General features: G+C 58.9%; 19 protein-coding genes. 11 read left to right on the forward strand and 8 right to left on the reverse strand.

From position 1 onward, the window contains the following. Positions 1–215: 215 nt before the first annotated feature. Both VEB01_RS03350 and VEB01_RS03355 read right to left on the reverse strand, forming a co-directional pair. Positions 216–1691, reverse strand: coding sequence for an amino acid permease (locus VEB01_RS03350; RefSeq protein ID WP_324872797.1), 1476 nt, complete (start codon positions 1689–1691; stop codon positions 216–218). Positions 1692–1883: 192 nt separating this feature from the next. Continuing rightward, positions 1884–2909 carry a Vgb family protein gene (locus VEB01_RS03355; RefSeq protein WP_324872798.1) on the reverse strand — a complete coding sequence of 342 codons (1026 nt, stop codon included), beginning with the start codon at positions 2907–2909 and terminating at the stop codon, positions 1884–1886. Positions 2910–3117: 208 nt separating this feature from the next. Here VEB01_RS03355 and VEB01_RS03360 point away from each other — a divergent pair, with 208 nt between their 5' ends. The 7 genes from VEB01_RS03360 (at position 3118) to VEB01_RS03390 (ending at position 11350) form a co-directional block, all read left to right on the forward strand. Beyond that, positions 3118–3858, forward strand: coding sequence for a Mut7-C RNAse domain-containing protein (locus VEB01_RS03360; protein ID WP_324872800.1), 741 nt, complete (start codon positions 3118–3120; stop codon positions 3856–3858). Between the two features lie 210 nt (positions 3859–4068). Beyond that, positions 4069–4572: a secretin N-terminal domain-containing protein gene (locus tag VEB01_RS03365; protein WP_324872801.1), complete on the forward strand. Its 504-nt coding sequence runs from the start codon at positions 4069–4071 to the stop codon at positions 4570–4572. Between the two features lie 2 nt (positions 4573–4574). Next, positions 4575–5081: an archaemetzincin family Zn-dependent metalloprotease gene (locus tag VEB01_RS03370; protein ID WP_324872803.1), complete on the forward strand. Its 507-nt coding sequence runs from the start codon at positions 4575–4577 to the stop codon at positions 5079–5081. Positions 5082–5232: 151 nt separating this feature from the next. Further along, the gene (locus VEB01_RS03375; RefSeq protein ID WP_324872805.1) at positions 5233–5928 is read left to right on the forward strand and encodes an SDR family oxidoreductase; all 696 of its coding nucleotides are present in this window, start codon (positions 5233–5235) and stop codon (positions 5926–5928) included. 16 nt (positions 5929–5944) lie between these two features. After that, positions 5945–6859, forward strand: coding sequence for a cobalamin-binding protein (locus tag VEB01_RS03380; RefSeq protein WP_324872806.1), 915 nt, complete (start codon positions 5945–5947; stop codon positions 6857–6859). 223 nt (positions 6860–7082) lie between these two features. Then, positions 7083–8660, forward strand: a complete 1578-nt coding sequence (locus tag VEB01_RS03385; RefSeq protein WP_324872808.1) for a methyl-accepting chemotaxis protein — start codon at positions 7083–7085, stop codon at positions 8658–8660. Beyond that, positions 8657–11350 (forward strand): EAL domain-containing protein, encoded by a 2694-nt coding sequence (locus VEB01_RS03390; RefSeq protein ID WP_324872811.1) that lies wholly within the window; start codon positions 8657–8659, stop codon positions 11348–11350. The genes VEB01_RS03385 and VEB01_RS03390 overlap by 4 nt, the downstream gene beginning before the upstream one ends. A 57-nt stretch (positions 11351–11407) precedes the next feature. Here the strand turns inward: VEB01_RS03390 and VEB01_RS03395 are convergent, their stop codons facing one another. After that, on the reverse strand, positions 11408–12157 hold the full coding sequence (locus VEB01_RS03395; RefSeq protein WP_324872813.1) for a YdcF family protein: 750 nt from the start codon (positions 12155–12157) through the stop codon (positions 11408–11410). A 250-nt stretch (positions 12158–12407) separates the two neighbouring features. Here VEB01_RS03395 and prsT point away from each other — a divergent pair, with 250 nt between their 5' ends. Together prsT and xdp1 are read left to right on the forward strand one after the other, a co-directional pair. Beyond that, the gene (gene prsT, locus VEB01_RS03400) at positions 12408–15215 is read left to right on the forward strand and encodes an XrtA/PEP-CTERM system TPR-repeat protein PrsT (RefSeq protein ID WP_324872815.1); all 2808 of its coding nucleotides are present in this window, start codon (positions 12408–12410) and stop codon (positions 15213–15215) included. A 315-nt stretch (positions 15216–15530) separates the two neighbouring features. Further along, positions 15531–16325: an exosortase-dependent surface protein XDP1 gene (gene xdp1 / locus VEB01_RS03405; protein WP_324872817.1), complete on the forward strand. Its 795-nt coding sequence runs from the start codon at positions 15531–15533 to the stop codon at positions 16323–16325. Positions 16326–16551: 226 nt separating this feature from the next. Here xdp1 and thiE read toward each other — a convergent pair whose 3' ends face one another. From thiE to VEB01_RS03420, 3 genes are all read right to left on the reverse strand, one after another. Continuing rightward, a complete protein-coding gene (thiE, locus tag VEB01_RS03410) occupies positions 16552–17202 on the reverse strand; it encodes a thiamine phosphate synthase (protein ID WP_324872818.1) in 651 nt (216 codons plus the stop codon). Positions 17203–17287: 85 nt separating this feature from the next. Next, a complete protein-coding gene (locus VEB01_RS03415; protein WP_324872819.1) occupies positions 17288–18223 on the reverse strand; it encodes a sulfite exporter TauE/SafE family protein in 936 nt (311 codons plus the stop codon). 98 nt (positions 18224–18321) lie between these two features. Then, positions 18322–19026, reverse strand: coding sequence for an MBL fold metallo-hydrolase (locus VEB01_RS03420; RefSeq protein ID WP_324872821.1), 705 nt, complete (start codon positions 19024–19026; stop codon positions 18322–18324). Between the two features lie 234 nt (positions 19027–19260). On the opposite strand from VEB01_RS03420, the gene VEB01_RS03425 reads away from it, so the two are divergent. Then, entirely contained in the window at positions 19261–20610 is a 1350-nt protein-coding gene (locus VEB01_RS03425) for a sigma-54 interaction domain-containing protein (RefSeq protein WP_324872823.1), read from the forward strand. A gap of 162 nt (positions 20611–20772) precedes the next feature. Continuing rightward, complete coding sequence (locus tag VEB01_RS03430) at positions 20773–21999, forward strand: argininosuccinate synthase (RefSeq protein ID WP_324872825.1); 1227 nt, start codon at positions 20773–20775, stop codon at positions 21997–21999. Positions 22000–22088: 89 nt separating this feature from the next. Here VEB01_RS03430 and VEB01_RS03435 read toward each other — a convergent pair whose 3' ends face one another. Both VEB01_RS03435 and VEB01_RS03440 read right to left on the reverse strand, forming a co-directional pair. Next, positions 22089–23030 (reverse strand): sigma-54 interaction domain-containing protein, encoded by a 942-nt coding sequence (locus VEB01_RS03435; protein WP_324872826.1) that lies wholly within the window; start codon positions 23028–23030, stop codon positions 22089–22091. Positions 23031–23049: 19 nt separating this feature from the next. Beyond that, positions 23050–23775: a sulfite exporter TauE/SafE family protein gene (locus VEB01_RS03440; RefSeq protein WP_324872827.1), complete on the reverse strand. Its 726-nt coding sequence runs from the start codon at positions 23773–23775 to the stop codon at positions 23050–23052. Positions 23776–23922: the final 147 nt, after the last annotated feature.

Here is a 23922-nt window from a genome sequence, read left to right on the forward strand (position 1 = left end):
TGCAACACATCTCCGAGTCGGTCGAGCTTGGCTTCTCGTTCCTCAGCAGCAAACAGGCTCTCTTTGATCTTCATGGTGGGGCTTCTTGCATGGGTTGAGAGATAGCCATTATCTCAGCAGACAGGTTTTTCGAGGCGCCCAATTGGAGTTCGTAGCTGCCGGATTTCCTCCGGAGAGCGGTCCCACGTATTTTTCATACGCTTTGATCCAATCCGCTACGATGAATACTTTGTTCGGTTCCGGCTCGGCCGGCTTAGGGATTCACTGACCGAACTGTCTTGGACATGCACGCTCCCCCCGCTTGCGAGAACGCTGTGCCGGCGACCGTAGGAGAAATATAGCAGAAGGCCCAACGCCATCCAGACGGCGAACCGCTCCCAGGCAACGGCGGGAAGCTTCGATAGCAGCCACAGGGAAAACCCGACACCAGCGAGGGGTATCCAGGGCACGAGGGGGATTCGGAACGTGCGTGGAGCGTCCGGCCGGGTCCGCCGCAGCACGATCACCGCAAGGCAGATAATCACGAACGCCGAAAGCGTTCCGATGTTCACCAACTCCGCCACCTCCCGGATCGGGAAGAAACCCGCGACCAGGGCCGTGAGCACGCCCGCAATGAGCGTCGGGCGGTGCGGCGTGCGAAACCGCGGGTGCACCTGCGCGAACCATGCAGGAAGCAGCCCGTCCCGGCTCATAGCGAACCCGATGCGTGCGCAGGCCAGCATGAAGGCGAGCATCACGCTGACAATGCCCGCCACCGCCGCCGCGGACACGAGCAGCGTTACCCAGGGCAGGCCGATTGCCGTGAACGCGGTCGCCACCGGCGCCGCATTATTGAGGGTGTCATAACGCACGAGACCTGTGAGCACCAGGGACATCGCGATATAGAGCACGAGCGAGATAGCCAGCGAGAGCAGGACGGCGCGGGGAAGTTGTCGCTGCGGGTCGCGAGCCTCCTCTGCGGCGGTCGTGAGGGTATCGTAGCCAAAGACCGCAAAGAAGACGACGGCGGCCCCCTCGACCACGCCCCCGAACCCGTAGGGCATAAAGGGATGCCAGTTGGTGGTGTGGACGTGGGGGAGACCGGCCACGATCACCAGGATGACCGCCGCGATCTTGATGACCACCATGGCGGTATTGAAGCGCGCACCCCACTCGATGCGCAGCATCAAAAGGCCCGCCACCCCGAGACTTCCCAGCATGGCCGCGAGGTCTACGACGTGGCCAACGCCGGTTCCCGGCGCGCCCATCGCCCAGGCCGGAAGCATCATGCCGAGCTGGCCAACCAGCGCCTGCACATAGCCCGACCAGCCTATCGAGACGACGGCGACCACCAGCGCATACTCGAGCAGCAAATCCCAGCCGATCACCCATGCCACGAGTTCGCCAAGCACGGCATAGCCATAGGTATACGCGCTGCCGGCGACCGGGATCATCCCGGCAAACTCGGCGTAGCAGAGGGCGGCGGCTGCGCTGGCAATGCCGGCGATCACGAACGACAGCGATACGGCCGGCCCTGCTTGGGTCGCGGCGACGACGCCCGTGAGCACGAAGATGCCTACACCGATGAGTCCGCCGAGGCCGATACTGGTGAGCTGCCACAGGCCGAGCACACGGCGGAACTGACCCCGCTGCACGGTCTCCGACTGGAGTTGCTCGATGGACTTGGTACGCATAAGCGCCTGAAGAGACATGGATTTCCCCAATCATCGAGTTCAGTTTCAAGCCGTTCCAGATCGAACGATGCGACGGGCCCAAGTGCTTGTCAACGTTGAAGTCGAGAGGGATTGGCGGGTTGGCACGCACGAAGGGTATTCCGCCCGATGCAGGGAACTCTTAGAAGCCGACTTCGAACCCACTCCGGCCGAAGACCGGACCATCGGAATTTAGCGCTCGCCAGGGTGATTCGGAGCCGACTGGACCTCAGTCGTCGCTACCCGGGCGATCGTGTTGCTGTCCGTGCCGAACCAGAGGGTATGAGTCGGCGGATGGAAAACCATATGGCGTACGCTCCCCCCGCCGCTCTTGATCTCCGTAACGCTGAAAAACTCCCGCCGGGTCGAATCGAAGCCCACCAGCCGGTTGGGTCGCGGTCCTGTCTCGACAAACCAAAGACGGTCGCGATGATCGGCCGCCATTCCGTAAGGACGGGCCTTGGCTCCATCCGGCGCCCGCCATTCGGTGATTTTGCCGTTGACAGGGTCCAGACGTCCAAGATAGCCCCCGGCATAATCCACGTACCATACCGTCCCGTCCGAGGTGATTGCCAGCCGCCGCGGCCGCGCGTCCCGGCGCGGCAGATCATACTCGTGCACCTGTCCTGTCGCGGGGTCGACCGTGCCGAGCTTATTGGACCCGAATTCGGTAAACCAGGGTCGGTCGTCGGCGCTGACGACGATGCCGTATGGCAGTGCGTCAGACGTCGGCACGCGGATCAGTCTGATCTGTCCGGTCCCTGCGGTCAGTTTGCCCACAAAGTTGCCGCCCTGGACGGTAAACCAGATATCGCCGCGGCTATCGAAGGCGAGCGTGTGCGGATCGGCCGCAGCCGGATCGGGCATGGGGTATTTCACGATCTGCCCGGTTCCCGGAGCGAGCCGACCGATGTATCCCTTGCGATTTCCGGCAAACCACACCTGCCCGGCTCGATCCACGATCAGGTTGTGCGGCCCGGTCCCCGGTTCCAGCCCGTAGCGCCGAAACGTTCCGCTGGCTGGATCGAGCACCGCCACATAATCCCCGCCCTGTCCCACGAACCAAACGTGGTGTTCATTCTCCACATAGGGATCCCGCGGGCGGGTATTGTCCCAAGGCACATACCATTCCGTTATAAGGACAGGCGCGAGCTCCGCCACGGCGGCCTGAAGCGACCAGAATAACGATATCAGGGCTAACAGATTGAGGTATCTCATCGACAAACTCCTTAACCGGTATGCTCATGAGGCGACGGATTCTTAATGAAGACCCCTGAACTGACGATGCGGTTCCTTGCCTGGCTTCCGGGTGCGGTCGCTACGTCCGTTTAAGGCTCTTTGCATTAAACGGGTAGAATCGGAACAACGCGCAAGAAACTACAGAGGCCGTTTTCTTTTCCGACAGCGCATCCATACGTGAGCTTCTATGGCGCATCAGGCCGAATTCCGCTTCTACGAGGAATTGAACGATTTTCTGCCGCCTGGACGGCGCAAGCAGACGTTCCCCTATCCTTTTCAGGGCACGCCATCGGTCAAAGACGCGATCGAGGCGCTCGGCGTGCCCCATACCGAAGTCGAGCTGATTCTGGTCAACGGCGACTCCGTGGGGTTCGATTATCGCCTCAAACCCGGCGACCGGGTGGCGGTGTATCCCCTATTCGAGAGCTTCGACATCTCCCCGCTGGTCCGACTGCGAGAAAAGCCGCTACGGGAAGTGCGCTTCGTGATCGACGTGAATCTCGGCAAACTGGCGCGGCTCCTGCGCCTTGCGGGATTCGACGCACTTTACCGGAACGATTTCACCGATCGGGCCATTTGCCGCATCGCCGCCAAGGACCATCGGACGGTCCTGACCCGGGACCGGGGGCTGCTCTGTAACAAGCTCATCACCCGCGGGTATTTCGTCCGATCCGCCGCGCCTGGGGAGCAGTTCGCCGAGGTGATCAGACGCTTCGATCTTTCTGGTCAGCTCGCACCGTTCACTCGCTGCTCGCTGTGCAACGGGAAGGTTCAACCCGTGCCCAAGGAAACCGTGCTGGACCGCTTGGAACCTGAGACCCGCCGCTACTATGACGAATTCTTTCTGTGCACGGGATGCGGCAAGATTTACTGGCCGGGAAGCCACGTCGAGCGGATGCGGGAAAGGCTAAACAGACTTCTCGCATGACGAGCCACGAAGTTCAGCGTTGCCTTACCCCGTGCCACAAGACCCTTGCGCATCCCTGTGATCGGTATGGCCGTGGTACGGGCGAAGTTATAGAAGCCGATACATCGCCCAAGATCCGAGCCTGTCGTTGTGCAACTTCATAGCATTTTGGGGAGTCTTAGCCGCATGTAGAGCGGCTCGTATGCCGAGTTGCGGTTGGTCGATACGGCTATGCATCTTTTAAATCTCTTGCTCTTTGTTCTGGTTCTGTCCTGGCCTTTAGACAAAGCATGGTCAAGAGAAGCGGCTTTTGACTTTGAAAATGCGGAGCTCCGGACGGTCATCCAGAAAGCCAGCGAACTGATCCGCCTGAGCTTCATCTACGATCCCGAACGTATTAAAGGAAAGATTACCCTGGTATCGCCGGGAAAGGTTTCCGAAGGAAAAGCACTCCAACTTCTTCAATCGGCCTTGGCGCTGCACGGCTATAGCCTGCTTCGTCAGGATGAAGTGGTCTCGATCGTGCCCGCCGAACCGGCCGGTTCGATCGAGGTGGTACCCCTGGACTATGCCGACGCCGGGGAACTGGCCTGGACCTTGGCTCACATCGCGCCCGACGGGGTGCGGATTGTCCCCTATTATCCGACCAACAGTCTCATCATTTACGGCGATCCGCGGGCGGTTGAAGCGCTGAATCCTGTGGTTAAAGGAAAAGGCGGCCGAGTGGCTCGATAAAAATGTGGCCGGTTTCTTTGGTGCCCTTCGAAAGCGTTGACCTGGATCTCGTCGTTCAGTTAGCCCAGGACCTAAGCGATCTCGACTTCGCCGCAACGGTATCGACGCCTGTCGAAATTCCAGCCGGCTCTTTCAATCCGAGCCGCCGGCAGTACCGGGCTGAAGCCTTTCTGGCCGCGGTACGTGAATCCTCAGGCGTGCGGGCGCTGGGTATCACCGACGTCGATCTATACGTGGAACCCTTGAATTTCGTGTTCGGTCTGGCGGAGAAGCCCGGCCGGGCGGCGGTCATCGCCTCAAGTCGCCTTCATGCCGGTACGGATGCGAAAACCTATCGGGAGCGGATCCTCAAAGAGGCCGTGCATGAACTCGGCCATACCTTGGGACTGGCTCACTGTGCCGATCCTAACTGCGTGATGCATTTCAGCAACTCGCTGCGAGACACGGACCAGAAGGGCGCCGACTTCTGTGCCCGCTGCCTTCGCACACTGTCGCTCACCCAGTCGTGAGCCTGTCCCCCGCCGGCAGACCGTGCATCCACCGTAACCAAGCGGAGCGAGGTTCTCGGACAGCGGAACTTTAACTCAGCCCGGATATCGTAACGATGAGAAATCCCTACTGCGCAAACTCTCCGTTGAAAAGACGGGGATTTGAAATGCCATGCCTAGCGTTCTCATCACGGGTAGCAATCGAGGTTTGGGACTGGAGTGGTCCCGTCAATATGCAAAGGCAAGCTGGCGGGTCTTTGCGACGTGCCGCCACCCCGAAGAGGCTGACGAATTGAGGCAGCTAGCGGAAACCTGCCGCACCGTAAGCCTTCATCGGCTGGATGTGACGGATGCCGATCAGATCAGCGCGTTGGCGAACGAGTTAGAACATGAGCCTATCGATGTCCTGCTCAACAATGCCGGGGTTTATTACGAAAAATATGCGCCCCTGGAAGCACCGCTCGATTACCAGGCCTGGACCCACACGTTTCAGGTCAATACCATGGCGGCGCTCCGGATGGCCAAGACTTTCATAGGCAATCTGGCTCTCAGCGAGAAACGCCTGGTCGTTGCGATCAGCAGCCATATGGGCTCCATCGCAGAAATCGACCATCCGGGAAGTTATTTTTACCGATCCAGCAAGGCGGCGCTGAACGCGGTGATGAAGGGACTCTCGCTGGAGCTTAAACCGCTGAACATCGGAGTGCTTCTGTTACATCCCGGCTGGGTACGGACGCGGATGGGCGGACCGGACGCGCCTTTGTTGCCGGAAGAGAGCGTCCGCGGCATGCGCAAACTCATCGATGAGTTTACGATTTCGAACACCGCTCGTTTCTTCCGGTACAACGGCACCGAAATTCCCTGGTGATGGAGGGCACGGTCGCATGCGTGTCGTCTCGCTCCTTCCCGCCGCCACCGAGATCGTCGCCGCCCTTGGCCTGACGGACGAGTTGGTGGGCGTTTCTCATGATTGCGATTTTCCGCCTTCCGTTGGTGAGAAACCCCGTGTGACGGCCTGCGAAATCGCCGGCGCTGAAGTCCCGAGCGACCGGGTCCATGATTGGGTGAGCGACCGACTGTCGCGCCAGGAGCCGCTGTTTACGCTCGAGGAAAAACAACTGGCGGCCTTGCAACCGGACCTGATTCTGACTCAGAGCCTGTGTGCCGTGTGCGCCCCGCCTTACGACCGGGTAGCCACGCTGGCGGTCAAACTTCCCGGTCGACCCAAGGTCCTGAATCTGGAAGCCAGCACGCTTGAGCAGATTCTCGAGACGATCCGGCAGGTGGCCGACGCCCTCAGTGTTCCGGAGAGGGGTGTACAGTTGGTGCAGATTCTACGGGAGCGGATCGCCCGGGTCCGACGCACGGCCGAACAGTCTGCCCATAGGCCGCGGGTTGCGGTTCTCGAGTGGCTGAACCCCGTATTCTGCAGCGGGCATTGGACACCCGAGTTGGTGGATATCGCGGGTGGAGTGGAGGTACTGGGACAGAAAGGCCGCCCTTCCGTCCAGAAAACCTGGCAAGACGTCAGGGCGGCTGCCCCCGATCTTTTGATCATCGCCTGCTGCGGACAGAGTGCAGCGCGGGCGCTCAGAGACTGGGCGCGGTTGAAACAGCAGCCCGAGGTTGAGTCGATTCCAGCCGTCCAGGAGAGCCGCGTTTATCTCGTCGATGGCCGCGCGTATTTCAACCGTCCGGGTCCTCGAATCGTCGACAGCCTGGAAATTCTGGCGGAGATCCTCCACCCGGAATTGTTTGGCGGTTGGTTTCCGGATCGCGGTAGGGTGCGGCCCGGATGAAAAACGCTCCAGGGCCGAGCGTTCAGTCTCCCGTCAAAAATAAGAAATTTCCTTACACTCCCCCCACCTATAATCTAGATCGCCACCCAGCACGGTCTCAGGCGCTTCTCTTAGCCTTTGCGCGGTCAGCATTTTCTCAGCGCAAACGACCCCCGTCTCGATGATGGAAATGGAATGCGAGCCTTCGATTTTCCATCCGAGCGGACTTAACCAAGGTTTCTTCATGAAAATCAATCTGCCCGTCACCGAGAACGAATCGACATATCCAGCCGACACACAGCTGATCTCGACTACCGATTTGAAGGGCATCATCACCTACGCGAACAAGGACTTTCAGACAGTCGCCGGCTTCAGCGAACAGGAGCTTCTGAAGAAAAATCACAACATCGTTCGACATCCGGATATGCCGCCGGAAGCATTCGCCGACCTCTGGGCCACCCTGAAAAAGCAGGACCCATGGATGGGCATCGTCAAGAATCGTTGCAAAAACGGCGATCATTACTGGGTCGACGCTTTCGTCATGCCGATGCTGCAGGGCGACAGCGTAGTCGGCTACGAATCGGTAAGGGTGAAACCGTCGCGGGAATGCGTGGCAAGGGCTGAAAAGCTTTACCGGGTGATCCGCGACAAAAAGGTCAAGCTGTCTCCGCTCTTCGGTTTGAGCTTCGCGACACGGGTGTTCATCGGATTCGTCATTGTCATGGCGCCTCTTCTGGCGCTCCATTTCGCCAGTGTCGGCTTGAACCCGACGTTCTACGCGGCAACCGCCCTCAGTGTGGCGCTCGCGGCCTTCATGGCGTGGCGTCTCGCACTTCCGCTCACCCGGGCCGCGGACTTTTCCAGGCAGTTTATCGACAACGGCATCGCCAGACAGGTCTACGCCGGCCGGGACGACGAAGTGGGCCAGATGCAAACCGCCATTATTTCCTTGCAAGCTCGGCTGCGCACCGTGATCGGACGTTTCGACGATGCCGCCGTCCGGCTACAGCGCATGGCAACTCAAACCCGGACCGCCGCGGTCCAGACCAGCAGCGATATCGCCCATCAGCAGTCGGAAATCGCCATGGTGGCGACCGCCGTCGATGAAATGACCGCGACCGTTCAGAATATCGCCCGCAACGCCGCGGAAGCCGCCTCCGCCGCGGACCATGCCACCCAGGCCGCCGGTAAGGGAAAGCATGCCGTCGGTCAGACCAGTGTTGCGATCGACGACCTGGCCCACGAGGTCGAGAATGCCGCGCGGGTCATCGGGCAACTGGAACTGGAAAGCAAAGGCATCGACGTCGTGGTGAGAGTCATCCGCGACATCGCCGACCAGACCAATTTGTTGGCACTGAACGCCGCCATCGAGGCCGCGCGCGCGGGCGATCGGGGACGCGGGTTCGCGGTGGTTGCCGAAGAAGTCCGCAAGCTGGCATCCACCACCCAGAGTTCTACCCGGGAAATCCAGCAAATCGTGGAGCGGCTGCAGAAAGGAGCGGGGGAAGCCACCGCCGTGATGGAGAAAGGCCGCCAACAGGCCCAAGTGAGCGTGCAGCAGGCGGAAATCTGCAACGATACTCTTTCCGAGGTAACGCAGGCGATCGAAGCGATCAAAGACATGAACGTCCAGGTGGCCAGCGCCGTGGAGGAGCAGTCCTGCGTCACCCAAGAGATCATGCGTAACATCGAAAATATCAATCAAAAAACCGGGGCTATCGCGACAGAGGCCGGCCGGACATCCGAAGCCAGCGAACAGGCGTTGGAGTTGGCCGTCGATCTCGAAAACCTCATGAACCGCTTCGCCCGTGCCGAAGAATGAGCGACCAGACCAAGCATCCGGTTGAACTCTCAAAACTTTGCGCACGGGAGGCGTTAACCGATCAACTGATAAGAGCCGGCGCCGACAGCCGACCGTCTCTCCAGGAGCTTCTGCCGGGCGGGGTCTATGGGGTTTTCGATTTCCTTCCCGCCGGTATAAGCCTCTTTCTGGGGCTCGTATCGAGCGAGCAGATCGCCATGAATCCGGAGCGGATTCTGGCAGATCTGGTGCCCGTTCCGATTCCGGCCCCTGTTCACGAAAACACGCCTCTCGAAGTCGTGAAAGGCCGACTGGAAAGCGAGCACCTGGCCGCATTAGCGGTCGTCAACGACCATGCCGATTTTATCGGGGCCGTCACCCAGACCAGCCTGCTTAACGCACTCCTGAACCGCGAACAGGAGCTTTTGGCGGAAGCGCGGCGTTCGTATGCCGATCTGCCGACGAATCGCCGTCAGTCGGCATCCTGGCCCGAACAATTGAAATCGCTCAGCCTGGCGACTCGTTCCTTGCTGCGGATCATGAATACGATAACGCTGGAACGGCATCTGCTGGAGAGCTCTCTCGAATATTTGACCCGTCTGCTGTCGGCGCGCTACGGTGCAATCGGCATTTTGGACGAGCACGGACAGCTCACCGAATTTATCCACACCGGCCTGAGCGAAGAACAGGCGCAGCACATCGGGAAGTGGCCGGAAGGAAAAGGACTGCTGGGCGTGCCACTGGTCCAGAATCAAATCCTGCGGCTGGAGAATTTGAACGAGAGCCCGCACGCGGCGGGTTTCCCGCCGGGCCACCCGCCCATGCGCAACCTGCTCGCCGTATCGATCTCCCACGCCGGACAGATATACGGGCGCCTCTATCTCTGCGATAAAACGGACGGCAGATTTTTCGACGGTGACGACGAACTTCTCGTCGCCACCTTTGCCGATACGCTGGCGCTGGCGATTCGAAACGTCTGGAACCAGGAGGGGCGGCGACGCGCCGAAGAACAGCTCCGGATTGCAGCCAGCGTGTTCGAAACCAGTTCGGAGGGCGTCATCATCACCGACGCCAAAGCCAATATTGTGATGGTGAATCGTGCGCTGACCACCATCACCGGCTACTCGGAGGACGAGGTCATAGGACGCAAGCCCTCGATGTTCAGCTCCGGACGGCACGACCAGGACTTCTATCGCGAAATGTGGCGCAGCCTGGATGAAACCGGCCAGTGGCAGGGAGAGATCTGGAATAAGCGCAAGAGCGGAGAGATCTATCCGGAATGGCTAAGCATCACCGCGTTGAAGGATGATAGACAGGACGTTACCCGCTACATCGGGGTGTTTGCCGATCTAACCTCCCGTAAATTTACCGATTCCCTCATCAATCAGCTCGTCAGTTACGACCATTTGACCGAGCTTCCGAATCGCTTGATGTTTCGCGAGCACCTGAAGAGAGCCATCCTCCGGGCGCATAGCCATGGCAAACAGGCGGCATTGCTGTATCTCGACGTCGACCGCTTCAAAACGATCAACGACACTTTCGGTCACCAGATCGGCGACCGGCTGCTGCAACAGGTTGCCGAACGGCTGACAAAATGTCTGCGCGAGAATGACCGCATCCGTCGGGGCGACATCATCGCCCGGCTGAGCGGCGATGAATTCGCGATGATCGTCAACGGCTTGAGCCAGCTGGAGGACGTGAAGAAAATCGCCCTGCGAGTATTGGAAACATTCACGGATCCCTTTTTGCTCGGCGACCGTACGCGCCGCATCACCGCGACCATCGGCATCGCCCTGGGCCCTCGCGACGCGGAAAACATCGATGATCTGATCCGCCACGCGGATCTGGCGATGTACGACGCCAAGCACCAGGGCCGGAATACCTACCAGTTTTATTCCGGAAAAATCCACAAGAAAAACAGCACGCGGCTGGATTTGGAGAACGATCTGTACGGCGCACTGGAACGCCGGGAATTCTCGCTTTATCACCAACCCCAGGTGGATCTTCGGAATGGCCGCATCGTCAGTACGGAGGCGCTGATCCGCTGGCATCACCCGGACCGCGGCATGATTTCTCCGGACCAGTTCGTTCCGTTACTGGAAGACACCGGGTTGATCAATCCGGTCGGAGAATGGGTGCTGGAGCAGGCCTGTCGGGATTGCCTGCACTTCCGGAAAACGCTGGGGACCGATCTTAGCGTCTCGGTGAATCTGTCCGGTCATCAATTCCGGAACAACCTCACCAAAGAAATCGGGCGCATTCTGGCGCATGTCGGTCTCCCGCCATCGCAACTCAAGCTGGAGCTGACCGAAAGCCTAGCCATGCACCAAGTCCAAGAGACGATTGCCGTATTGGATCAACTGGCCGACATGGGAATCGACGTACTGATCGACGACTTCGGCACCGGTTATTCCTCTCTGAGCTACCTTAGACAATTCAAGATTTCCGCCCTGAAGATCGATAAATCCTTTATCGCCGGCCCTTGTTTGGAGACCGGCAACGGGGAAATCGTCCGTGCGATTATCGGCTTGGCGCACAATCTCAATCTCCATGTCGTCGCCGAGGGTGTGGAGTCGCACGAGCAACTCGAATTTCTCCTCGGCCACCACTGTCATCTCGGTCAGGGTTATTTGTTCAGCCGCCCGCTGCCGCCTTCGGAAATCACCCAACTGGTCGGCTGGCGCATGGACCATGGAAGCCGGCCGAACTGACGGTAGCGCCGGCGAGCGCCGATTCATAAAGCGCCCAAAGATCATTTCGGGCTGTCGTCAGCCACGGAGCCGATACCAGACCAGACCGATCCACTCGTGCAGCGCCAAGGCGCTGTTTGCCACGGCTCGATAACCGGGCACAAGATCGATTGGCCTAACGCTATCCGTAGACACATATCCTGTTCCGGCGGGCACCACTTCAACCCCTTCCCGCGCGAACTCCGGAATCGCCCGAGGCAAGTGCCAGGAATGGCTGACCAGATAAATCCGACGAATGCCCGCTTGCTTGAGAATCCGGGCGGAGAAGCGGGCATTCTCCCTGGTATTGATAGATTCGCTTTCGACCCAATTGACGGGGACGCCGAACTCTTTCTCTAAAATCGAGTGCATGATCGGACCCTCGGCCGGGTAGCCTTCGGGCGCGCCGCCGGTGACCAAAATCGGCTTTCCGGTCTTGCGGTACAAGGATGCTCCGTATCGGACCCTTTCCAGGGTACGTGCATTGAGGGTCGCGCCGTCGCCATATTCCGGCGCGCTCGATTGAATGCCGCCGCCGAGAATGACGATAGCCTCCGCGTCGTGTCCGGAGACAGGCAAAGGCGGGACCTGGAGCGCAGCCAAGAGGCGATTCGATACGTAGGGCGTCGACAACAGCCCCAGCCCGAGAAGGCTGGCGGCGATCAGACTGCGGCCCAGACGAGGCCGCTTGTCGAGCTGCCGAAAACCGATTGCCCCGATAACGAGCATATTGAGCGGGGGCAGCAGGAATGCGACGATAAGATTGGTGATAAACCAGTTCCAGTTCATGGTGCGGTTGCATCAGAGACAATGGAGGAATTGGCGACGTGGCAAATCAATGACCATCAACATCCACATTTTTCTCAAAGCACATTCCCTATCCACAAACCGACCTCGCCATCCGTCTTCTGCCGGGCTACGGACATCGCGCGATCGTTGAACCGCCCGCCGTCACGGGCGCACCGGGCCGGATGTTCGAGCACAGGGCCGCGCCCTGGCCTACTCTTAAGATCAGGGGCACTACCACGGATAAATCTTCATGAAAGCATTTCGTCCATTTTTTAGGTCTGCTTTATTTTCACTCATCGCGCTTTGGATTGTTCCTGTTGAGTCGGCGCCGCCCGATACGGCGGCGGGCTACTACGAGGACGCGCTTCTTCACTACCAAAAGGCAGATCACAAAGCCGCCATCATCCAACTCAAGAACGCCCTCCAGCTCGACCGCGATTTCCTGCCGGCTCACGTTCTACTGGGCGAAGTCTATATAAAAGAGGGAAACGCACCCGCCGCCGCCGAGGAATTTAAAAAGGCCGATCGACTGGGAGCAGACCGGTCCGTCACGATCGTGGGCTTAGCCAAAGCCTATCTGCTGCAAGGCAAGTACGTCGAGGTGCTTTCGGAAATAGACCCGAAAGGATTACCGCGCCATGCGCAGGCAGAAGTGCTGGCGCGGCGCGGATACGCCCATTTGGAGCTTCGCGATAAAGAGAAGGCTGAACAAGCCTTCACCGAAGCCGATGCGCTCAATCCGTCCAGCGCTGCGCCAAAGACCGGCCTGGCCACTCTCAATCTACGCAACGGTTCCCTGGACCGCGCGGAAGAATTCGCGACCGAGGCGATCAGACTGGCGCCGAACGACCCCGAAGCCTGGAATGCAAAGGCCTCCGTCAGCCATGCCAAAGGGGCAACGGATCAAGCCGTCGGCGAATATGCTCAACTCATATCATTGCAGCCCAATCACCTCGAAGGGCGGCTCGCCCATGCCGGGCTCTTGCTGGATCTGAATCGCATCGACGAAGCGCAGGCGGATTTCGACTATTTCAAACAGCACTTCCCGGCGGAGCCGCGCAGCACCTATCTGTCGTCGATCTGGCTCGCGCGCAAAGGCGCGCCTGAAGCCGCCAGGGAAGACCTGGAACGTGCCGCCGCCGTCGTCGACGGGTTAAAATCCGAGCTTACCACGACCGACGGTCAATTTTTGCTGGTGGGCGGCATGGCCCATGCGGGCCTGCATCAGCCGGAGAAGGCCCGCGAATATCTCACCCGATACATCGCGCTGAACCCCGGCAATTTTCCGGTCAGCCTCATTCTCGGCTCCGTTCTCCTGGAGCAGAAGGATTACAACGGCGTCGTCAACCTGTTGTCGCCGTTTCTGAAGCATGAACCGGATAACCCCCGTTTGTTGGCTCTTCTCGGCTCCGCGTACATGCGGAAAGGATGGCACCAAGAGGCGACCGATCTCCTCACAAAAGCGGCAAGCATCAGCGGCGGCAACCCCGAAATCCGTACGGAACTTGCGTTGACCCACTTGGGCACGGGCGATCAGGCCGCGGCGATCCGGGAACTGCAATCCGTAACCACGGCTGTACCGGATATGGAACCCGCCGGACTTGCCCTCGTTCTGCTGCATCTCAAACGCGGCGAGTACGCCCAGGCAATCGAAGCCGCCCAAAAACTCAGCGCTCAGCAGCCGAACAATCCAACCTTGCTGAACATCCTGGGTTCCGCCGAAATGGCGGCGAGGGATTATTCATCGGCCCGGCGGCATTTCGAGCAGGCCTCGGCTATTGACGGCAAGTTTTTGGCGCCTCGACTAAATCTGGGTAAATTGGATTTGCTGGGGGGGAATGTCGCCAAAGCGGAAGAACGTTTTCAAGCTATCCTGCGCGAGCGCCCGGCGGATATACAAACGATGATCGAGTTGGCCCGGCTGGAAGAAACGAAGGGAGAGATCGATCAAGCCATACTCTGGCTGGAAAAAGCCCGGGCGACGAGCAAGAAGCACATCCCCGCGCGCATCTACCTGACCAATCTGTACTTGCGTAACAAGAACACCGCAAAAGCCCTGGAGGTGGCGGAAGAAACCGCGTCGGCCAATCCGGACAGTCACGAGGCTCTCCTGACCTCCGCTCGCGCGAACCTAGCAAATGGGGATAAAAACGCCGCCCGTATCGTTCTGGACAAGCTGTCACGCATCGCCGGTTCCGATCCCTCGCGGGTCCTCGATATCGCAGAACTCCAACTGGCCGCCGAGGACAGCGGTGGCGCCGCATGGTCTCTAGTGAGCGCGCTCAAGCGGAATCCCGAATTTCTGCCGGCTCAAATCCGCCTGGCGCAGATCCGCTTGCTGCGAGGCGAACTCGAACAGGCGGAAGACGGGGCCGAAGCGCTCCGCAAGACCCTGGCCAAGCACGCCGTGGGCGATATTCTGCTGGGGGACATTCGCATGCGCCAGGGACGATTCGGAGAGGCTGCAGCGTCCTATCGGGCGGCGCTCGACAAAGAGCCATCGGGACCAGTCGCGATTCGACTGTACGAAAGCGCTGCGGCTGGCGGTGAGAGTCAGGGGACCATGAAGATTTTGCAGGACTGGATATCCGCTCATCCCGATGACACGCTCGTTCGGCAGGCTTTGGCCGAGAGCCTCCATAAACTCGGAAAATTGCCGGAAGCCAGAAAACAGTACGAACTCATCCTGAGCCATCGGACTGAAGACCCTGTGCTTTTGAACAATCTGGCTTTTCTTTATTGGCAACTCGACGAGCCAGCGGCGCTGGACTTTGCCCGGCGAGCGCACAAAGCCGCCCCGGAGCATCCGCAATTCAACGATACGCTCGGATGGGTTCTCGTGAACAAAGGCGAGCCCGCCGAGGGCCTGGCATATCTCCGAAATGCCCAATCACGCTTGGCGGGAGATCCGCAGATTAGTTATCACATCGCCGTTGCGCTGGATGCCCTCGGGCGAAGCAGCGAAGCTTTGAAGGAACTCGACATTGCCCTTCAGACCGGCCAAAGTTTCGACGGTCTAGAAGAGGCGCAGGCGCTGCGTAAACGGCTATCGCGTTAAACGTCGGCATCATTCGCTTGAAGCGACCGACGATCGTCGAGGTGCCGGAGCATCTCAGTCGCCCAATACTGATTCAATTCAAGATGGCGCCGGCTTCAATCCGGTACGTCTGCTATTCGTCGACTTGAACAAGCGATCCGGTGTCAGAATTCTTTACAGACGCTCGATCGTTCGAGCAGTTCCGACAGCGGCATATTAGCTAAGCCTATGAGTATAAGCATATTCCAATGTTTGGTCCGAGAATTGCTCAAGGTATTGCATAACCGGCCCGGTCTTTCCGTTTCCGGGATGTACAATCCTGACGAGGCATCCATCATGAGAAAGAAGTTATATCAACCTGCCCTAGCGACATTGGCCGCGTGTGCGGCGCTTTTCGCAGGTCCTACCTTGGCGGGCGTAGTTACCTCCAGTTGGGACACGACCTCACCGGTGAGTATCCCTATCGATCCGATGAGCGGCAGTGGTCCGCAAATCGCGGGCGTATCCGGCTGGTCAAATACGGGCACCGGCGGCAAATTGCAATCAGCGACATCGATAGACTACTCGGGCGGAATGGGGGTCAGGAACATCACCGAGGGAACTTCTTCTCCCAACCATGCGATGGATAATTATGGTACAACCGACTCCATATTGTTCTCGTGGAGTGAGGCCATAACCTTGTCGCAAGTCACGATCGGTTGGGCGGCTTACGATGCGGATATCACCGTATTGGCCTATACGGGTGCGGGCACTCCGACACTTACGGGCATGACCTACGGCAGTTTGACGAGCAACAATTGGGCGCTCATCGGCCACATCGATGGACCTGATTCTACTTATCCGAATACCAGCACGGGTTCTGGCACCGACACCGTACTGAACGTTGCCTCTACCGCCATTAAATCCCAATACTGGCTTGTCGCTGCGTATACGACGCTTGTGGGGGGGACGTCGCTCGGCAACACTACTAAAGACTACGTGAAGATTGCGCAGTTAACCGGGAAATGGGATCAACCGGAGCCGCCGCCTTCAGCGGGAGAGAGCGTGCCGGAACCTGCCAGTCTGCTCTTGCTGGGGTTGGGGCTGTCCCTCATACAATGGAACCGGCGACAAGTACAGAATAATAGCTGAGCCGAAGACTCGGCAGCCCGATACGCACATCCGAGTTATGGCGCATCGGACGCTCGCCGTGAATTGATCCTGAACACAGGAATCACCATCGGCGTGCCGTCTTTTCAAACTGCCCGAGCGATTCCTCGGGCATTTTTTTGGCCGAACGTTGAAATCCAATCTCCCTCATCTTTCGTCCCAAACCTGTAAATTTTCTTTTACAGCGTCTCCAATATGAACATTCGATCTAAAGCGCTTTTTTGTTCCGGCTAAACAACGGCAGGAACTCCGCCGCCGCAAGCTCGGGATCCGGTACTCCGAATAGTGCCTCGATCACGGCCAAAACGTCCGCGCCGGCCTGCAGCAATAATTCGCCATTTTCCGGCGTCACGCCGCCTATAGCGACGATAGGAATGTGCAGATGCCGTTTGGCCTCCAAAAGCGTTTCAAATCGAGCGCAAGGCGCGTTGGGTTTGGTCTTGGAAGGAAAGAACCGACCGAAAGCGACATAGTCTGCACCACGCGCTTCGGCCTGAACGGCGAGCTCGACCGAATCGTAGCAGGATACGCCGATAATGGCGTCGTGCCCCAAAATTTGCCGGGCTTCCGTCAACGACAGATCCTCCTTGCCGAGATGCACGCCGTCGGCACCGATGCGGCGGGCGAGTTCCACGTCGTCATTGACAATCAGCGGCACCCTACCCTCGTGACAGATAGCCAAAAGCCTGGCTGCCTCACCCAGAGGATCGCGAGCGGCTTTGGCGCGGTACTGAACCACAGCCGCACCTCCCCGAACGGCTCCTGCCACGGCCTCGGCTAATGTCTGTTCATTCGGGTAAGCTTCTCGGGTGATGGCGTACAGCCCCGAACGGGGAAACGGCAAGCGGATGTTGTGCATGTTCTGACGGATCGGCTTTGAATCAGGCCGGAACTCCGACCACCTAATGCCGATGATACCGAAATCGCAGGCAAAACCGACACCCCTAACGCTTTGCACCGTTAGTAGGATTCAACGTAAACGAGTTTTTTCGATGCAAGCCTTGGGTATGAATCCACCCCCAAACCCGACAGACCGCCACAATCCCCAGCATGGTGGCCATACCCCAAAGGAAGTCGGGATGCTGTAAGAGCAATTCCCTGGTCTCGGCGATCAATTCGGGCGTCAGTTCTTTATACAGGAGGTAACAGGCAATCGCGATGACGAATCCCCCGAAGATCCGCCGCAATGCTTGTCCGCTGACATGACGGGAGAGCAGTCCGCCGATCAGGCTTCCGACGATGGCGACGCCGGTGACGATGGAAACCAGTTCAAGGTCGATGCTGACGTGACTGATATAGCCTGCGAGGCCCGCGAACGATTTCGTAGCGATGACTAACAGCGAAGTTCCGATCGCGGCGTGCATCGGCAGCCCGCCGAGCAGATTCAGGGCCGGCACTACCAGGAAACCGCCACCGGCGCCGACCAATCCGGTAACGACGCCGACCATAAGACCGTCGAACATGATGGCCAACAAGGGAAGATTGGCCGGGCAGATAGGCTTAGAGGCGCCGGTTTCCGCGCCTCTTTGGCGCTGCCCGCGCAGCATCGCCAAGGCCGTAGCGAACATGATGACAGCGAACAGCAACAGCAACACACCGCCCGGCACATAAGCCGCGAGCCGCCCGCCGCCGTATGCTCCCAACATGCCTGCAGCGCCGAAGATCAGGCCCGTGCGCCAGCAGACCCGCCCGTTGCGGGCATGATTGAGCGTGGCGGCAAGACTGGCAACCCCCACGACGACCAGCGATGTGGCAATGGCTGTTTTGGGCTCGACACGGAGCAAATAGACCAACACCGGAACCGTGAGTATCGATCCGCCACCGCCGAGCAACCCCAGCAGCAAGCCGATCAAGAGCGATAAAGCGACAACCAAGGTCATGGGTTTAGCTCCGTCATATGCCTTGCAGCGAGCCCCGGTCTCTGCGCCAAACGCAGAACAACCGGAGTCCCGGCAATATTCCGCCGGCGAGGCAACCGTCAGCCGTGGCGTACGGCGGGCTCTCGGCCGCAGGCTTGGTTCGCCGGCAGCGCTCGGTCGATGTACTTCGGATAGGGCAGATTGAGTTCATTCATGATGGCGATGAACTCCTCCCGACTCTTGCCGCCACCCAAACGCGGATTTTTAGCTATCTCCTGCTTGATGCTCGATACCGTATTGCCGTTATAGTCGTGGCCCGGATAGACCAAGGTATCGGGCGGCAGGGTGAACAGCTTGTTGGTGATACTGTCGTACAACCGCCCCGCGTCGCCCTGCTGAAAATCAGTACGGCCGCAACCGCCGATGAATAAAGCATCACCGGTAAAGACCCGGTCGCCGACGAGATAGCTCAAACAACCGTTGGTATGACCGGGCGTGTGCCGCACCTCGATTTCGATGTCGCCCACCTGAAGCAGAATGCCGTCGGTAACCAAAAGATCGGCGCACATGGCGCCCGCGTCGCGGTGCACCACGCCTTTACTGCCCAGCCACTCCCGCAAAAGCCCGGAGCCCGTGATGTGGTCGGCATGGACATGCGTTTCCATCGTGTAGAGCAACTTAAGATTCAGCTCTTTCAGCAAACTGATGTAATGCTCAACCTCCGTGGCGACCGGATCAATCAGCACCGCACGACGGGTGCGTTCGCAGCCGAGCAGATAGGTGTAGGTAAAGGTATCGGGTTCGAAAAGCTGTTTAAAGATCATCGCGTCTCTCCTCTGGATTAGCGACCCATCAAGACTGTTTGACTGATTAATTACAAAGACCGTGCCTAAGCCGAGCTGCCCGCTCATGCCCGCGCTGCGCCTGGATTCTCGCCGAATTTCAAAGCTCCAATCGGTCCCGCTGCCTGTCTCAATGTTTCACGAAGCGTTTCGCGTGATACATTAACTGCAACAAGACCCATTATTCTGAAACGCACTGAAACCCTTTGTCCCCTTATGAGTCAGTTCTCTCCTTTTCTGAATCGCTGGTTGAGTACCGTCGGACCCGATAGGGCATTGTCCACATTGGCCGAATTGATGGGGGGCGTAGTCTTCGCGGTCAACGCCGAAGGCGAAATTCTGCTTTGGAGCCGCGGCGCCGAGCGCCTGCTCGGTTTCTCCGGCGACCAAGCGCTGGGGCAGCCTTGTGGCTCCGTCATCCGCTGCCGCGAAAGCGATGTCCGGGATAGCGTCGCCCAGGAAGGCAGGATTGACGGCGTTTCGACTGAGTTCAATCACGCCAAGGGCGGGACTGTCCGCGTCAGACGATCCGCTCGGGCTTTCTTCGATGCCCAAGGCCGTTTTGCGGGCGCTATCGAAGTGCTTTGGCCGGAGGCGGAACCCCGAAGCAAGGGCATCGGGATACAGGCGGTGAACGAAGCCGAGGTTTTTCATGGCCTCATCACCCGCGATTCCGCCCTCAAGCAAGCGTTTCAAGTCATCCGTAACGTGGCCGAGACGGACGCAACGGTGTTGATCCGGGGCGAATCGGGTACGGGTAAGGAATTGGTTGCCCAAGCCTTGCACGAGGAAAGCCACCGGCGCGGCCATCCCTTTTTGGCCATTAACTGCGCCACTCTCAGCACCAATCTGTTGGAGAGCGAGCTCTTCGGACACGTACGCGGCGCATTCACCGGTGCGGTCAAGGATCATATGGGGCTATTCAAGCGCGCCGAGGGCGGCACCCTCTTCCTCGACGAGGTCGCGGAGCTCCCGCTGGAGCTGCAAGCCAAGCTGCTGCGCGTACTGCAGGAAAAAACCTTTATTCCGGTGGGCGGCGATCATCCGATTACCGTGGACGTGCGCATCGTCGCGGCTACCCACCGATCGTTGCGGGAAGAAGTAAAGGCCGGACATTTCCGCGAGGATTTGATGTACCGCTTGCGCGTTGTGCCGATCTTCCTGCCGCCCCTGCGGGAACGACGGCAGGATATCGGTCTGCTTTTGCAGCATTTCATCGACCAGCACAACATCCACGGCCCACGCCGCATCCAGCGCATCGAACCCGATGCCATGCGGATGCTGCTGGACCATCGCTGGCCGGGCAACGTGCGCGAACTGCAGAACGTTGTGGAATACGCCTTTGCCGTGGGACGGGGCGAAGTGCTGCAGTTGGACGATTTGCCGCCGGAATTTCGGGAGGAACCCGCATCGCCGACCGCCGCGGCCTCATCCGCAGGAGAGAATGAGGCCGAGCGCATCAGCCAAGCTCTAACGGCTGCTCAAGGAGCTATCGACCGTGCCGCGCAAATGCTCGGAATGAGTCGGGCGACCTTTTGGCGGAAGCGGAAGAAGTACGGGCTGTGAAGGACACCGGCCATGCGCCGCTCTAATTCGGCCTAATTTCGAATTGGACGGGTCATCGACCAAGCCCCCACCGACAAACCTCTTGTTTGGCCGGATTGGGCTGCGCCGGCCCGACCGCACAGTTATAATTCGCTAGTTTTTTCGTTATTCAACAGGAACATCATGTCCAACCAGAGTGTAAAAAAGGTCGCTCTCGCCTACTCCGGCGGGCTCGACACCTCCGTCATCCTTAAATGGCTGCAGGAGACCTACGGCTGTGAAGTCGTCACTTTCACCGCCGACATCGGCCAGGGCGAGGAATTGGAACCGGCGCGCGCCAAGGCACAGGCCCTCGGCATCAAGGAAATCTATATCGACGACCTCAAGGAGGAGTTCGCCCGGGATTTCGTGTTCCCGATGTTCCGCGCCAACGCGATTTATGAAGGCGAGTACCTGCTGGGCACGTCCATAGCCCGCCCATTGATCGCCAAGCGTCTTATCGAAATCACCAACGAGACCGGGGCCGACGCCATCGCCCACGGCGCCACCGGCAAGGGCAACGATCAGGTTCGATTCGAATTGGGCGCTTACGCGCTGCGCCCCGACATCAAGATCATCGCGCCCTGGCGGGAATGGGATCTGAATTCGCGCGAGAAGCTCCTGGCCTATGCGGAACAACACGGCATTCCGATCGAAATGAAGCGTGGCAAGGCATCGCCCTATTCCATGGACGCCAATTTGCTGCACATCTCCTACGAAGGCGGCATTCTCGAAGATCCGTGGGCCGAGCCCGAGGAAGACATGTGGCGTTGGACCGTTTCGCCGGAAAAAGCAGCGGACAAACCGACCTATATCGAACTGACCTACGCGCGCGGCGACATCGTGGCCATCGACGGCGAACGGGTAACACCCGCTCAAGTCCTGGCGAAGCTCAATCAATTGGGCGGCGCGAACGGCGTCGGCCGTTTGGATATCGTGGAAAACCGTTATGTCGGCATGAAATCCCGGGGCTGCTACGAAACGCCGGGCGGCACCATCATGCTCAGAGCCCACCGCGCCATCGAATCCCTCACCTTGGATCGCGAAGTGGCGCATCTAAAAGACGAACTGATGCCCCGCTACGCCAGCCTGATTTATAACGGCTACTGGTGGAGTCCGGAGCGTCTAATGCTGCAACAGCTGATCGATGCCTCGCAGACGGCGGTGAACGGCCAGGTCAGGGTGAAGCTTTACAAAGGCAACGTGACGATGGTCGGCCGCAAGTCCGACACCAACAGCCTGTTCGACATGAGCATCGCCACCTTCGAGGACGATCGCGGCGCGTACAATCAAAAGGATGCGGAAGGATTCATCAAGCTCAACGCCTTGCGCATGCGAATTGCTGCAAAGAAAGGCTTGAAGTTCGTTTGACGCAAAAAAGCCCGCGGTGGTTTGCCGCGGGCTTTCATGTTTTTCAAGCGGGAGGCGGGAGACCGAAGCCACCCGTCAAGCCATTCTTTTTAGCTGATCCCGTACTTTTGCATACGATAAAGCAAGGTATCCCGGGAAATTCCCAAAAGCCGAGCCGAACGGCTGCGGTTGCCGTTGGTCCGCGACAAGGCCTGACGGATCAGGTCCATCTCGACCTTTTCCAGCTCGATACCCAATTCCGGCAAGTCGAACAGCGGTTTTTGCGACGGCGCCCGATTGACGATCTCCGGCGGCAAATTGCTTTCGTCGATGGTGCGGCCTGCGAGCAGGATGGATAGCCTTTCACACACGTTGCGAAGCTCTCTGACGTTGCCGGGCCAGGCATAACCGGTAAGCCGGCCTAGCGCCGCCTTGCTGAACGAAGCTTCCGGAAGCTTGTGCCCTTCGGCGAATCGCTTCATGAAGTGCTGCAGCAACAACTGGATATCGCCCATACGCTCGCGCAGCGGCGGGAGCTCCACCGGAACGACATTGAGACGGTAATAGAGATCCTTGCGAAACTCTCCCCTCGAAATCTTTTCCTGAAGGTTGGCGTTGGTTGCGGCGATGATGCGGACGTTCACGTTTAACGTGTGGGTTTCGCCGACCGGCTGAATCTCGCCGGTTTCGAGGAAGCGCAGGAGTTTAGCCTGGAGGGCTATCGGCAGCGAATCCACTTCGTCCAGGAATACGGTGCCGCCGTCGGCGGCTTGAAGACGGCCAATCTGACCGCTCACTGCGCCGGTGAATGCGCCTTTGCGATGGCCGAACAATTCCGATTCGGCCAGTGCCTCGGGGAGTGCGGCGCAATTCAGCGTGATAAAAGGCTTATTCGCACGCGGACTATGTTCTCTCAAAGCATGCGCCAACACCTCCTTGCCGGTGCCGGTCTCTCCGACCACCAAAACGGTCACGTCGGTCGCGGCAATCATTCTGGCGCTGCGCAACAACGCCTCGAAATTTGGCGATTGGCCGATCAGCTTATTAAACATAATCTCACCCTCCTCGTTTTTAGGAACCTATCGTATGCCGAACCATCGGGTTGAGCCAAGGGAACGCCGCCAATAGGGCCAAAGCGATCAGGGTGATCCCTGCCGCCTGGCGAAATTTCTTCATATTGGATAACCGCACCATCCAAGAGGTCATTATACCGACGCCCATGACAGCGGGCAAAGTTCCCACACCGAACGCCAACATGGTGAAGGTGCTGCGCACGACGTCACCGGTCGTCGCGGCGAGCGCCAATGCCGTATAGACCAGCCCGCACGGCAGCCAGCCCCAAATCATGCCGAAGACGAAAGCCTTGGGCAACGTCTCCACCGGAATCAGGCGCCGGCCGTAAGGCTCGATCCTCTTCCAAATGAGCCCCCCGGCCTTCTCGATGTAGGCGAACCGCGGAAACCAGCCGGCGATGTGCAGACCCGCCCCGGCCATGATCAATGCCGACACGATCTGGAGGATACGATGCCCATGCCCTTCTCCGAGCGGCATACTAAGGACATGATGGGCTACGCCGGCAAGCAGCCCGCCCAGCGAATAGCTGGCTATGCGCCCCAAGTTATAGCTGAAGACGAAGGGCACGAGCAGGGCCTTTTGCTCCCGAATTTCTCGCCTTAGACTCAGGGTCAGCGAACCGATGATGGAGCCGCACATGCCCAGGCAATGCAGGGCGCTGAAAAGCCCCATCAGCAGAGCAACGAAATAGGATGTGCTGAACGCAGTATCGAGATGATGCATAAGGGGGCGAACGATAGCATAAAAGCTTGCGGATACGACAGATTAGGTTTAGACGATAAGCTGACCCCGACTAAGGACTCGGCGGCACATCCCGGACGACCTTGGTTCGAGCGATGCTCAGCCTAACCGGAGGGAGCGAATCGGCAG

The organism is Methylocaldum sp., assembly GCF_035627495.1.
Classification (GTDB): Bacteria; Pseudomonadota; Gammaproteobacteria; order Methylococcales; family Methylococcaceae; genus Methylocaldum.